Source organism: Streptomyces sp. NBC_00258 (assembly GCF_036182465.1).
Lineage (GTDB): Bacteria > Actinomycetota > Actinomycetes > Streptomycetales > Streptomycetaceae > Streptomyces.
In genome coordinates this window covers 8,854,861-8,868,405 of record NZ_CP108081.1, presented here as the reverse complement: position 1 = coordinate 8,868,405, position 13,545 = coordinate 8,854,861, and the positions used below count along the sequence as shown (strand labels likewise).

Here is a 13,545-nt window from a genome sequence, read left to right as displayed (position 1 = left end):
GCCCAGCCCCCGCCGGCCCGCAGCAGAACGAACCGCACACCCGGCGGAGCGCTCACGTGTCGTAGTCCTGGATCCGCTTGCCGTGGCTCCGGTCGATCAGGGCGGGCATCCGCTCGTTCATCTCCCGCACGATCGCGGGCACATCGAGCGTGAGCAGCTCGCGGTCGCGCATGACCACCCGCCCGTCGACGATCGTCGTGCGTACGTCGCCGGAGCGGGCGCTGTGCACGAGGGTGGCGGCGAGGTCGTGCACGGGCTGGGTGTGCGGACCGCTCACGTCGACGAGGATGATGTCGGCCCGGCGGCCCGGCGCGAGACTGCCGATCTCCTCGCCGAGGCCGACCGCCCGCGCGCTCTGCAGCGTCGCGTGGTGCAGGGCCTGTCGGGAGGTCAGCCAGCGCGGGTCGCTCTCGGTGAACTTCTGCACCAGCGCCGTGAGTGCCATGGACTCCCACACGTCCAGGGAGCTGTTGGACGCGGCCCCGTCCGTGGCGAGGCCCACGGGGATGCCGAGTTCGCGCAGGGCGCGTACAGGAGTGGTGGTGGGCCAGGCGAACTTGAGGTAGCCCCGGGGTGCGCTGGCCACGGCGATCCGGCCCGTGGCGCGGGCGAGTACGGGCAGGTCGCGCTCCATGATTCCGGTGCCGTGCGCGATGAGCAGATCGACGTCGAGGAGCCCGGCGTCGGCCAGCACCTCGATGGGTGTGCGGCCGTGGCGGGCGAGGCTGGTGTCGGCCTGGTCGCGGTTCTCGGAGGCGTGGATGTGCACCAACAGGCCGTGTTCTTTGGCAAGTTGGGCGGTGGCGGCGAGGTCGGTGTCCTCGACGGTGTACGGGGCGTGCGGGGCGAGCGAGGTGGTGATGCGGCCGTCGGCGGTGTCGCGGTGACGGAGGGCGAAGTCCAGCGACTGCTCGCGTCCCTCGGCGCCCTGGGAGGAGAAGAAGGCCTGTCCGAGGTTGGCGCGCATCCCGCTCTCGACGGTCACCGCGGCGACCGTGTCCATCGAGAAGTAGTGGTCCGCGAAGCAGGTGACACCGCCCCGGATCATCTCGGCGCAGGCGAGCCGCGCGCCCAACTCCACGTCCTTCTCCTGGAGGTTGGACTCGATGGGCCAGGCGAAGTCGTTGAACCACTCCTCGATGGGCAGGTCCTCCGCGATACCGCGCAGCGTGACCATCGGTGCGTGCGTATGGCAGTTGACGAGGCCGGGCATCGCGACCTGGCCATGGGCGTCGATGCGCACGGTGTGCTCCGCGGCGGGGACGTCGACGTCGACCGGCCCGGCCGTGACGCTCTCGATGCGGCCACCCCGTACGACGATGGTGGCGTCCTCGACGAAGCCGATCTGTTCTTGATCGTCGTGCACGAGGGCGGTGCAGCGGGTGATGATGAGATCGGCAGGGAGATCGGCAGGGAGATCGGCTGGGACATCGGCCGGGGTCTTCGTGCCGGGCGGGTGGGCCTGATCACCGGCCGAAGTGTTGGTCGTCGCGTCGGGCGTGGGCTCGGGCGAGGTCATCACGCCACGGTACGACGGGATCGTGCCGTCGGGTGACGTGAACCGCGCATCCTGTCCGGGCCCTGTCGCCCCGGCGGTTTCCCGCGCACGCTGGCCTCACCATTCGACGGGCGGCGCCCCTTGGACGGCGCGTCCGGGAAGGAGCCCGGCATGCTCCTCGGCACCTGGAACCTGGAGAACCTGTACCGGCCCGGCGGCGCGTTCGGACCGCGCAGCGAGGCCGCGTACAAGGCGAAGCTCACGGCTCTGGCCTCGGTCGTCACGGAACTCGACCCCACGTTGCTCGGCGTACAGGAGGTCGGTGATCCGGAGGCGCTGGCGGACCTGGCCGGGATGCTGGACGGCGACTGGCACATCGCGCTCTCGGAGCATCCGGACAGCCGCGGCATCAGGGTCGGCTTCCTCAGCCGCCCGGAACCGCGGACGATCACCGACACGAACGCCTTCCCCGCACCGCTGCGACCGGTTCAGGGTGACGACGACGGCGAACCGGTGTCCAGGACGGGCCGCGGCTTCCTGGCCACGGAGATCACCGTGCAGGGGATGACCCTGACCGTGGCGGTCTGCCATCTCAAGTCGAAGCTGCTGACGTTCCCGGGCGGGCGGTTCCAGCCGCGGAACGAGGGCGAGCGGGCCCGCTACGGCGCGTACGCCCTGTACCGGCGGGCCGCCGAGGCCACGACGCTGCGTGCCGTCGCCGACGACCTCCTCGACGGCAGGGGCAAGGAGCGGAACGTGGCCGTGCTCGGCGACCTCAACGACGAGGTCGTGGCCGCCACGACCCAGATCCTGCAGGGCCCGCCGGGTTCGGAGATCGGCACGCCGGGTTTCGAACGGCCCGACAAGGGCGACGCGGCCCGGCTCTGGAACATCGCGCCCCTCATTCCCGAGGAGCAGCGTTTCTCCCGCGTCCACTCCGGCCGTCCCGAACTGATCGACCACATACTGGTCAGCCGGCTGCTGCTCGACCATGTGACCGCGGCGGGGACGGGGACGCCGGTGCGGGAGACCCCGCTGCCGTCGGTCGACGAGAACCCGGGGGCACGGCGGGACGTGGCAGGGTCGGACCATGCGCCGGTGTGGGTGCGGGTTGAACCCTGAGAACTCTGGGAGGAGCCCTGAGGGAAGGCAGCCTGAGGGGAGCCCTGGCAGGTTCGCCGCTCAGGCGCTCAGGAGGTCGGCCGGCGGGTCCGCGAGGCCGGCACGCTCGCGCTGCTCCACGAGTTCGTCGAGGAGGGTGGCGAGGCGCTCGGTGTGCCGCGGAGTGAGCCGGCCCGTGTCGTCGAGGTGGACGGCGCAGGCGGTGGTGGTGTCGACGAGGCGTTCGAGGGTGGCGGCGACCTCGTCGGTGCCTTCGGTGTGCCGGGCCAGGGTGGGCAGTTCGGCGGCGGCACGGTCGATGGCGGCTCGGGCCTCGGCCAGCTTCCGGTAGGCCTCGCGGCGCAGCGCCCAGCGGGCAGCCCGGTCGTCGGCGCCGCTCAGCACGTGGGTGAGATACGCGTGGGCGGCGTCGGTGGCGGAGGTGAGGCGGGCCTTCACGTTCCCGCCGCGCTGTCCCGGAGCCGGCAAATGGCCCACGATCAGCACGATCGCGCAGGCCAGCAGCGTCTCGCCGATACGGCTCCAGGAGGCTTCCGGCTCCCCGCCGACCATGACGAGGGCGAGCACGAGGACGGTGACGACGGCGGTCTGCGCGGCGAAGTGCCTGGTGGCGACGGGTATCAGGGCACCACTGATCGCCACGAGCGCCACGAGCCCTTCCGGCCGGGGCAGCACGGCCGCGAACCCCGCGAAGACGAGGGCACCCAGGACGGTGCCGGCGGCCCGGTTGAGCACGCGCGAGACGAGCGGCCCGAGGTCCGGCTTCACGAGGAAGACGGCGGTGGCCGGCAGCCAGTACCAGTGCACGTGGTGCAGGGCCTGTGCGACGGCCGCGCTGGCGCCGTAGCAGAGGGCGACGCGGAAGCCGTACTCACGGCCGCCCGCGCCGGTGACGGTGCGGAGCAGGGGCTTGGCGCGGAAGGGTCGTAGGCGCGGTCCCTTGTGGGCGGTCTGGCGGGCGCCGCGGTCGAGGGGGTTGGTGCCGGTGTTGCTGTGGAGGGCGGCGCCGTGCTTGTCGGCGGCGTTCTTGCCGTCAATGTGCATGCTGCCGGGCTTCTTGCCGCCGCGGTCGAAGGTCTCGGCGGCGTGCAGAAGTGCGTCGTCGAGGGCGCGCAGTCCCGGTACGGACCGGGCGGGCGCGGGCAGCGGCCCGCAGGGCTCACCGGTCCGTACGGCGACGGCGAGCCGTCGCGGACCCTCCGCCGTACGGGCGGGCAGTGCGTCCCCGGCCCAGGCCAGCGCGGTCGCGGCCTCGGCGAGCGGGAGCGCGGCGGCGTACTGCGCCCGCAGCCGCCGCTCGGCGGAGGAACTGGCGTACCGCCGCAGTCGCGGTCCCGCGAGCGCGTCCTGCGCATGATCGAGCGCGGCGGTGAGGGCGGCCCGCCGGGCCCCGGCCTGCTCGCCGCCGGCAGCGGCGAGCAACTCGGCGATGGCGTCGTAGACGTCCGCGACAGCCACGCGCTCCCCGTCGAACCGGAAGTCATGGGCGAGGGCACCGGGCGTGGGCAGCACGAGCCGCAGCACGATCAGCCAGCCGGCGCCGGCAAGGAAGAACAGCGCTCGCTGCCATCCAGGTTCGGGCAGTGGCATCCCGGCCCCGATGGCCGCGGCGACCAGCAGCTGCGTACCGGCGCCGGAGGACACGGGCCCCACGGCGCTCACGGCCCCGGCGAGCAGCCCGAGCACGGTGAGTATCAAGGTCAGCGGAACGGCTCCGAGGCCCTCCCCCGCATACGTACCGACGACGAGCCCCGCGGCCCCCGCGAGCCCGGGCACCCCGATGCGGTGCACGGCGGTCCGCCGGCTCCCGGGCCTGTCGTTGATCCCGGCGAGCATGGCTCCCAGGGCGGCCATGACCCCGACGGACTCCTGCCCGACGAGCACGGCCGCGAGCAGCAATGGCCCGGCGGCGAGCGCCCCGCGCACGACGGCATTCCACGGCACGGGCCCCCTTTGCGCACGCAGCGCATGCGTGAGCCAGGGAGGCAGGGCAACGGAGAAGGGTCGCGGCACGGGCACGGGGCTCCTGTCGGGACGAGGGCGGTTGCGGGGTGGCATGCCTTCGGGCGACGTCGGCCTGGGCGGTGGTGTTTACGGTAGGTCGGGTTCCTGGAGAGTAAGGGACCTATGCGTTTCGTGGGTGTGACGATTGTCGTGATGGCCGCGTTCTTTATGTACGCAATCGGGGGCGGGCGCGGTCCACGACTTCAGGGGCGAGCCCGGTGTACGTCGTCGAGGGGCGGCCCGGGGCGGTCCCGTCCGCGCCGAACGGGAGCGGGCTCGGAGGCGTAGCCGGCCTCCGAGCCCTGTGATGCCGCCCATGTCGCACGCCGGCACGCTTGAGAACTCAGGTCAGTGTTATGTCGCCGCGTCCTGCCTTTGGACCACCGCACATCGAGCTGTGCGGGCCGGACTTGAACCGGCATTTCGACGCCCGGAGCCTGAGTCCGGTCGATCCGGCGATCGGCGGCGAATGCTGAGTCTGGAGCAATAGTCTGAGATTGATCGCGGTCTGCCTCTGCCAATTGGGCTACCGCGGCGCGATGGGCGCCTCGTACGAGTTGTACGAGTGCCGTGTTGGTGCCGCGGGGAGGACTCGAACCTCCACTGGAACCGCGCAGTCACGACAAGCTTCAGTTTCAGCTTGCGCTCCTCGCGCACCCCGGTCGCAGTGGACCGGGGAGTCTTCGAGGCTACCCGAACAGGTAGCCGAACACGGCGTCTCCGACGCGCTGGTCGGTGACGTCGGCGCCGTTCGCCTCTTCCCGGGCGAACTTGACGGCCTGCTGCAACTTCTCGACGCGGTCGAGCAGTTCGTTGACGCGCCGCGCGGGAAGGGCACCGGAGAACTTCACCGTCGTCCAGTACCCGACGGGGATGTCCTCGTAGTACACCTCGACCTGCGCCGGATGCTTTTCGGTCGCCTCCGCCTTCACGTGGTTGCGCGGGACCTTCTTCGTACGCAGCGTCCTGACCGGCTCGGTCTTCCACGCATCGGTCGAGGGGTCCTGCACCCACGACTCGGAGGCGTCGAGCATGGGCAGCTTCCGCACGAAGGTGTTGAGATCGGTGAGCTGCTTCTCCAGGAAGAGCAGATAGGACACCGGAACGTCGGCGACGAGCACCCGCCCGTCGACCTTGACGTCCGCGCGGGCCGTGCAGTTGGCCCAGTCCTTGGTGGCGGTCACGTCGAACAGCCGCGTCAGCGTGGCCGCGGTGTCCCGCAGCACATCCTCGGCCTGCACCTGCACCCGAGTCGACTCGGGCGGCAACTGCTCACCCTCCTCGTCCTTGGGCTGATACGTACGCGAGATACCGGCCAGCAACGCCGGCTTCTGCAGCCCGTGATGAGCAGCCGTCAGGTCCTGATGAGACTTGGACTTGATGCCCTTCTCGACCGCGATGATCTGATTGAGTTTCGCCACGTCGGTGACGGTAGCAGTGTCAACTGGGGGTTTTCGAAGGGTTATTCGGCGACGGCGAGTGCTTCCGTGCGCCTTTGTGCGCCCTCCTGATGCCTGCCCTCCCCACCTACGTTCCCTTGTCATGAACTGGCGGAAGATCTGGCCTTACTGGGGACTGGTCACCCTCGTCGTCGCCATCACGGCTTGGCTGACCTCCGACATCGGCCCTGCCGGTCTGACCGCCCTCTTCGCGCTGAGTCTCCTGTGGTTCCTGGTGCAGGCTCCGGTCCCTTGCGGCGCCCCCATCCGCAAGGAGGGGCAGACATGCCGGAAGAACGCCCACGGTCTGCTGCGTGGCTGCAGCATCGAGCAGCACAAGTGGCAACGCCTGCGCACCCTTGTCGTACACCCAGGGCTTCGGCAAACGAGGCGCGAACTCTTCCCAGACCGCAAGACCGGCCTGGCCAGCCTCGGAGCCATCGTCGCGCTGGTCTGCACGCTGACGACCACGGTGTTGGCGGTGCTGGGCAAAGGGAGCGCCTGAGCATGGGGACGTCGACGCGGTGGCGGGGACCGGGCGGCACTCGCGGCGGAGACACCAGTACGGGCAAACGCTGGACGGCTCTGGGCGGGCGTCTCGGCCGACTCAAGGAAGGGCAGAAGGCTCGTACCGAAGCCGCGGCGGATGCCTGCCTCGCGACTCTCCGGGACACCATGCACGACGATCCGAACGCGTTCGGCCTGTCGTCCGCGTGGCAGCGCGCCGGCGAGCATGTCGTCGAAGTGATGGACCAGTTGGGCGAGTACGGCTCTGAGTCGCTGACGGCCGCACCTCACCTCGCCTTCGCCGATCCGGCTATGTCGTTCGTCGCCGAATTCAGCCGCCGCGTGGCGGGAGACGGGACAACCCTCGTCGATGCGGCAGTGCGCCGAGCCGCTGCTCGGTGCGCCCAACGATTCGTCGCCGAATACCCCGAAGCCGCGCAGCCCACGGGGCGCGGGCTCTCCGGCGACCTTCTGTGTCTGCTGTACCGGTGGCTCTTCGCCGACCTCGTGACCGAGTTTCTGCACTGCTTCGTAGCCGAGCACATAAAGCTCGCCATCCCTGTTCTGCCTATCTTCGATCCGAGCGGCACGATCACCGACCTGATCACGGAACGAATGCTGGAACTCGTGCCGGATCCCTGCGAGGAAGCCGCCTACCTGGAAGCTCCCCTCCCGCTCCCCCAGGTGGCACAAGCACTCGTCCCCGGCACCGTCGGCAAGGTGCTGAACCTGGCCGTGCAACTACCCGGCACATCGGAGGTGACCACATGAGCAGCGCCGAGCCATACCGCTTCTGGTGGCGGTCCTACGACGGCGAGAAGCCCAGAACTGCGGGATGGCATGCGATCGGCGCGGCAGGATTCCGGGAGCGGGAAGAGCGCATTACCGGTCACCAGTATCTCGATGCGGCGGCACCGGACTGGGCGGACGACCTGCTCAGGCTTGCACGGGCGGCCTTCCTCGCCGACAAACTCGCTTCTCGTGAAAAGGTCCTCGACCGCTGGACCCGTCGATTCTCGCTCTCCCTTCCAGTGAGCGATCCGCTCCGCTGGACCGGGACGTCCGCCGGGCTTGCCTCGGCGCTCCTCCAGATGCTCACCGGCGACCACTGGGACATACGGCCGCGAGCGCTGCGCGCAGCGTCATCACAACCGCCGATTCCACTGGGCGATGACTGGCGGGCCACGGAAGTAGCCCTGTTCTCGGGCGGTCTCGACTCGCTGAGCTGGGCGGCACAACGCGCCGGCGCCCCGGCCGGTCTGCTGCTCCTGGTCACCTTCGCGGAGCCCCAGCTCGAATCCTTACAGCATGGCGTTCTCCAGACAGTGGAAAAGCTGGCCCGGGATTCGGGCCGCGTGATCAAGCACGCCAATCTGCGGCAGGTTCCAGGAGGCCGCGACGGACGCTCGGTGGAGACGTCATCACGCTCGCGAGGCCTGCTCTACTCGGCTACCGCTGTGCGGGCAGCCGCCGCGAGCAACATCCCGGTCGTCTATGTCCCCGAGAACGGACAGCTCGCACTCAACCCACCGCTTACCGCGGCTCGCTCCTCCGCTCTGTCGACCCGTTCCGTTCACCCATGGACGCTGCACCTACTCAACCGTCTCATTCGCTCCATCTCAGGTGCCGAAGGCACTGTCACAGTGACGAACCCCCTGGCCCACCTCACCAAGGGGGAAGTATGCAAAGCGGCGGTCCACGCCGGCGGTCTCCTCCCTGCCGATCTGGAGGCGACATTGAGCTGTGGCGCCCCACCCAGGCGACGCCAGAACCGCCCCCACGACAACTGCGGCGTCTGCTACCCGTGCCTCGTACGCCGCTCAGGCCTGCTGTACGCGAACGGAGCGGACGCCACCGACTACGAGGCATCCCCCACCTCCCCTCGCCTGCCCCGCAAGCGCACCCGCGACTTTCACGCCCTGCGCCGCTGGCTGGAGACGCCCTACGGGCCCCTCGACCTGATCGCGGACCAGCCCCTCCCTCCCGGGACCGAGGCCGCGCCGTGGCTGGACGTGATCGACCGTGGCCGGACCGAGCTGCGCGCTCTCGTACGAGCGATGTGATCCGCGCCGGACAGGGGTCGCGCTCCACACCGTGATCAGCGACGAGTCGTCTTGACGCGAGCCCTCGTCCTCTGGACCGATTTGATCCGACCCATCCTCCGCCTCCACTCACACCCGTTACGATCTGAGCTTGGGCATTTGCCGCCCGAGCAGCAATAAAGCGGCGGCGGCGAAACAGCTCAAATCAACACGAATCTTGAAGCGGGGATGTGCGCATGCGGGACGGCCGGTGGGTCACGGTCACCGAATCCGAGTTCCAGCATGAGCGCCGGGGCCTGGAGGCCATTCGCGAGAAGCTGGCGACCGCGAACAACGATCCGTGGCGTGCCTGGACGAACTTCACCTTCACCGCCCACACCGGCCATGTCCGGGAGGTGGACCTTCTGGTGATCGCCCCCGGCGGGGTGTATCTGATCGAGCTGAAGGACTGGCACGGCTCGATCGAGTCCCGTAACGGCACCTGGCTGCAGACCCAGCCCGGCGGACGGCAGATCTCCCACGGCAACCCGCTGCACCTGGCGAACAAGAAGGCCAAGGAGCTGGCCTCCCTCCTGGCGCAGAACGGTGAGCGGGTCTGGGTCTCGGAGTCGGTCTGTTTCACCGACTCCTCCCTCAGGAACCGGCTTCCCGCCCACGACCAGCACGGCGTCTTCACCGTGGACAAGATCGTCGCGATGCTGAAGGAGCCTCCTCGTGACGAGCGGCGGCGCATCGACGCCCCGAAATCCCGGGCGATCAAGGGGGCCCTGGAGCGAGTCGGCATCGCGCGCAGTGACGCCGAGTACAAGGTCGGCCCGTATCTGCTGCACCGGAAGTCGTTCGACTCGGGGCCGACCTGGGCGGACTATCTGGCCCGGCACAGTGAGCTGCCGGAGGCCGCCCGTATCCGGGTCTATCTGCGGGAGCGGGGCTCGGACGCCGAGCTGCGGGCGTCGGTGGAGCGGGCCGCACGGCGCGAGGCCGCGGTGTTGCGGCGCTTCAGGCACCCCGGTGTCGTCCAGCTGAAGCAGTACGACCCGTCCGGGCACTCTGCGGGCCCGGCGCTGATCTTCGACTTCGATCCGCGGACTCTGCGCCTGGACGAGTACCTGGCCCAGTACGGCGAGAAGCTGGACATCCTCAGCCGCATGGCATTGGTGCGCCAGTTGGCCGAGACGGTGCGTTCGGGCCACGGCAGGCGGATCTACCACCGCACGCTGGCCGCCCGCGCGATCCACGTGATGCCGCGTGCCCGCGGCCACGCGGCGGGAGGCGCGGACGGTGAGGAGTCGGGCTGGCTCAGTCCGTATCTGCAGATCTCGGATTGGCAGGTCGCGGTGCAGCGCGGCTCCGAACAGAGCGGGCAGGCCGGTGGCGAGCGACTCGCCCCGACCACCTTCTCGCGCGCGGGAGCACACCTCGCGGAGGGCGCGGACCCGTATCTCGCCCCGGAACTCACCGCGTTGAAGGCCGACCCGGTAGCCCTGGACGTGTACGGCCTCGGGGTGCTCACCTATCTCCTGGCCACCGGCAAGGCGCCGGCTGCCAGCCAGGCCGAGTTGCTGGCCCGCTACGAGGCGGGCGAGGGACTGCGTCCCAGCGCGGTGGTGGACGGTCTGTCCGAGTACATCGACGAGCTGGTGCAGGCGGCGACCGCGTACACCGTCTCCGACCGGCTGTCCTCCGTCGACGACTTCCTGGAGATGCTGGAGGTCGTCGAGGACACGCTGACCGAGCCCGCCCCGGCGGAGCCCGTTCGCCCTGCCGAGCCCGAGAAGGACCCGCTGGAGGCGGTCGCGGGCGACGTACTGGCGGGCCGCTGGGAGGTCAGACGCCGTCTCGGCACGGGTTCGACGAGCCGCGCGTTCCTGGTGCGGGACCTGACGGCCGGGCCGGAGGTCCGGTTCGCGAAGACGCTCGCCGTGCTGAAGGTCGCGCTGTCGGACAGTCGCGGCAAGGTGCTGGAGCGGGAGGCCGAGGTAATGGGGCGCCTGCGTCCCGACTCCCGGATCATCCGGCTCGTCGAGCCGGAGCCGGTACGCATCGGGCCCCGACAGGTCCTCATCCTGGAGTACGTCGGCGACGAGCGGGAGGCCGACGCCGAGCCCTCCGCGCCCGGCACCACGAAGAGCAGGCGCCGGGAGGAGACGGTCTCCCGGCAACTGCGGGAGTTCGGCCGGCTGTCCGTGGACCAACTGGAGGCGTACGGCGACTACTTGTTCGGCGCGGTGGACTTCCTGGAGGGCGAGGGCGTCTGGCACCGTGACATCAAGCCGGACAACATCGCGATCCGTATCCGCCCGAACCGCACGCGCGAACTGGTCCTGATCGACTTCTCGCTGGCCGGTTACCCGGTGAAGGAGACCCAGGCGGGGACGGACGGCTACCTGGACCCGTTCATCGGCACGCTCACCCACCGCTCGGTGTACGACGCCCACGCGGAGCGTTACGCACTGGGGGTCACCCTCCACGAGATGGCGTCGCGCGAGCTGCCGATGTGGGGCGACGGCAAGGTGTCCCCACGCCAGACCGACGCGGAGAAGGAGCCGTACCCGAGGATCGCGGCCGACGCCTTCGACTCGGCGGTACGGGACGGACTTGTCGCGTTCTTCCAGAAGGCGTTGCATCGGGACGCGTCGGAGCGGTTCAGCGACCTGAAGCCGATGCGGGACGCCTGGAAGAAGATCTTCCTGGCGATGGACGAGGCGAAGCCCTCGTCACGGCGTTCCCGGTCTGTGGCGGCTGCCGCCACGGAGGCCGAGGCGGCTCACGCCCCGGACGCGCCCATCGCGGAGGCCGAGGAGGAGAGCGCCGAACAGCAGCGCGACCGGCAGGCGGCGCAGGCCGACCGCACCACGCCCATCTCGGCGGCCGGCCTGAGCCCGGCGGCGGAGTCGTTCGTGTACGGGCTCCAGGTGAACACGGTCGGCGAACTGCTCGCCTACAGCCAGCGCCAGCTCGTCAACGCCCCCGGCCTCGGCTCGAAGACCCGCGGCGAAGTCCTGGGTCGTATCAAGGAGTGGCGGGAGCGACTGGCCGAGAAGCCCGCAGCGCCGCTCACGCCGGAGGGCCGCAAGGAGGCCAAGGAGGAGCTGTCCGCGACGGAGGCCACCATCGCGCGGGTGGTGGCCGCGAACGGCGGCGCGGGCCGGCTACCGGAGCGCGCGCTGCGCACGGTCAGCCTGGACACGCTGGCGACTCTCTTCGTCCCGGAGTTGAAGAAGGACGGTTCCAACCGCAACGAGTGCGAGATGGTGCGGCTGCTGCTGCGGCTGCCCGACGAGCGCGGCGCACTGCCCGACATCGGCGTCTGGCCGAAGCAGAAGGACGTGGCGACCGCCCTTGGCCTGTCGGCGGGCCGCATCCCGCAGATGCTCAAGACCCAGCGCACCCGCTGGAAGAAGCACCCGGCCGTACGAGCCCTGCGCGCCGAAGTCCTCGATGTGCTCGGCGACTTGGGCCGGGTCGCCTCGGCCGCGGAGATTGCGGACGCGCTCGCCGTACGACGCGGCACTCGCCTCCAGGAGCGCGAGCAGCGCCGCGCCCTGGCACTGGCGGCCGTACGGGCCGTGGTGGAGGTCGAGCAACTCCACCCGGACGAGGCCGAGTTCCAGCACGCGGCGAACCGGGACGCGGCCGACGAGGGCATGGGCGCGGGTCTGCTCGCCCTGGAGGTCGGCGAGGACGACGCCCCCGAGACGCCCTCCGCGCCGGGCCTGCTGGACTACGCACAGAGCCTGGGCAAGGTCGCGGACCGGCTGGCGAAGCTGGACACGCTGCCGACCGCGGCGACCGTCCTCGGCGAGCTGGGCGCGATCGCCCCGCCGAGCGGGGTCATGGACTGGGACGACCGCCGCATGGTGGAGGTGGCCGCGGCAGCTTCCCGCAACGCCGCCGCGACCCCGCGCCTGGAGATCTACCCCCGCAACCTCCCCCTCGTACGGGCCCTGCGGCTGACCCAGGCCGGTCTGGTACGCCCCATCCCGGGCGTGGCCGATGCCCGGCAGCCAGGCCTGACGGGCAAGGAGGTGCACGAGCGGGTACGTGCACGCTTCCCGGAGCTGCTCGACAAGAACGGCGGCCACTCCCTCCCGACGGGCGGGCCACTGACCCGCGCGCTCCAGGAGGCCGGGTTCGAGCTGCACCTGTCCACGCGCGAGGACACCCGGACCCTGCGCTATCTGCCCCGGCAGACGGACGGCGGCTCCAGCTACCTGTCCTCGGGCGCCGGCCGCCAGCCGACCGGCATGCTCACCACCGCACACCGCTACTCCGACGACCCGCAGCTCGCGGGTGCGGTGGCGGCGGAGGAGCGGCTGACGGGTTCGGCCCGCCGGGACGGCTTCCGGGTCCTGACCGTCCGGACGGGTCTGTCACGGGATGCGGTACGGGAATTGACGGGCGACCGCTTCGACGCGGGCGCGGTGTCGGTGACCGAGCTGTTCCTCACGGCGCTGCACGAACTGGTCGACGCGCGGGTCAAGCCGACGTGGGAAACAATCCTGCGGGCGGATGTGGCGGAGCCCGGGTCGAAGGCGGCGATGAAGTTCGCGGAGTATGCGCGTACGGCTTGGGGGGCGGTGGAGCCTCGGGTGAGTGAGCTGTTGGCTGATGGGGGTGGGGTTGGCGTTGGCTCTGGCTCGCGGGCGCCTGTGTTGCTGACGGACGCAGGGGTGTTCGCGCGGTACGACGCGATGGGCGTCCTTGAACGGTTGGCGGAGCAGGCACGGGGTGGCGGTCGCGGGCTGTGGGTGCTGTGCCCGCAGAGCGACCCGGCGCGGCCTCCTCGGTTGGGGACGACGGCGGTGCCGTATCAGGCGGGGCTGGGTGAGTGGATAGTTCTGCCGGACTCGTGGGTGGCGAATGCCCATCGGGGTGGGGTGGCCGGGGTTTCGGGTGGGACTGGGCGCGGGCTGTGAGCTGTGGGCTGAGC

The 13,545-nt window shown here is 70.5% G+C and carries 8 protein-coding genes; 5 read left to right on the top strand and 3 right to left on the bottom strand.

What is annotated here, in order from left to right; genetic code table 11:
* Nucleotides 1-52: 52 nt before the first annotated feature.
* A complete protein-coding gene (locus OG718_RS39480) occupies nucleotides 53-1,519 on the bottom strand; it encodes an amidohydrolase (RefSeq protein ID WP_328846459.1) in 1,467 nt (488 codons plus the stop codon).
* A gap of 150 nt (nucleotides 1,520-1,669) precedes the next feature.
* Between OG718_RS39480 and OG718_RS39475 the strand changes: the two genes are divergently transcribed.
* Nucleotides 1,670-2,620, top strand: coding sequence for an endonuclease/exonuclease/phosphatase family protein (locus OG718_RS39475; protein WP_328846458.1), 951 nt, complete (start codon nucleotides 1,670-1,672; stop codon nucleotides 2,618-2,620).
* Between the two features lie 60 nt (nucleotides 2,621-2,680).
* Here the strand turns inward: OG718_RS39475 and OG718_RS39470 are convergent, their stop codons facing one another.
* On the bottom strand, nucleotides 2,681-4,678 hold the full coding sequence (locus OG718_RS39470) for an FUSC family protein (protein ID WP_328846457.1): 1,998 nt from the start codon (nucleotides 4,676-4,678) through the stop codon (nucleotides 2,681-2,683).
* A 635-nt stretch (nucleotides 4,679-5,313) separates the two neighbouring features.
* Complete coding sequence (locus tag OG718_RS39465) at nucleotides 5,314-6,045, bottom strand: DUF7873 family protein (protein WP_328846456.1); 732 nt, start codon at nucleotides 6,043-6,045, stop codon at nucleotides 5,314-5,316.
* Between the two features lie 121 nt (nucleotides 6,046-6,166).
* Between OG718_RS39465 and OG718_RS39460 the strand changes: the two genes are divergently transcribed.
* The 4 genes from OG718_RS39460 to pglW all read left to right on the top strand — a co-directional run bounded on the left by OG718_RS39460 (nucleotide 6,167) and on the right by pglW (nucleotide 13,531).
* A complete protein-coding gene (locus OG718_RS39460; RefSeq protein ID WP_328846455.1) occupies nucleotides 6,167-6,568 on the top strand; it encodes a hypothetical protein in 402 nt (133 codons plus the stop codon).
* Between the two features lie 170 nt (nucleotides 6,569-6,738).
* Nucleotides 6,739-7,341 carry a hypothetical protein gene (locus OG718_RS39455; protein WP_328846454.1) on the top strand — a complete coding sequence of 201 codons (603 nt, stop codon included), beginning with the start codon at nucleotides 6,739-6,741 and terminating at the stop codon, nucleotides 7,339-7,341.
* Nucleotides 7,338-8,633, top strand: a complete 1,296-nt coding sequence (locus OG718_RS39450; protein ID WP_328846453.1) for a 7-cyano-7-deazaguanine synthase — start codon at nucleotides 7,338-7,340, stop codon at nucleotides 8,631-8,633. The genes OG718_RS39455 and OG718_RS39450 overlap by 4 nt, the downstream gene beginning before the upstream one ends.
* A gap of 215 nt (nucleotides 8,634-8,848) precedes the next feature.
* On the top strand, nucleotides 8,849-13,531 hold the full coding sequence (gene pglW / locus OG718_RS39445) for a BREX system serine/threonine kinase PglW (protein WP_328846452.1): 4,683 nt from the start codon (nucleotides 8,849-8,851) through the stop codon (nucleotides 13,529-13,531).
* The last annotated feature ends 14 nt before the right edge of the window (nucleotides 13,532-13,545 follow it).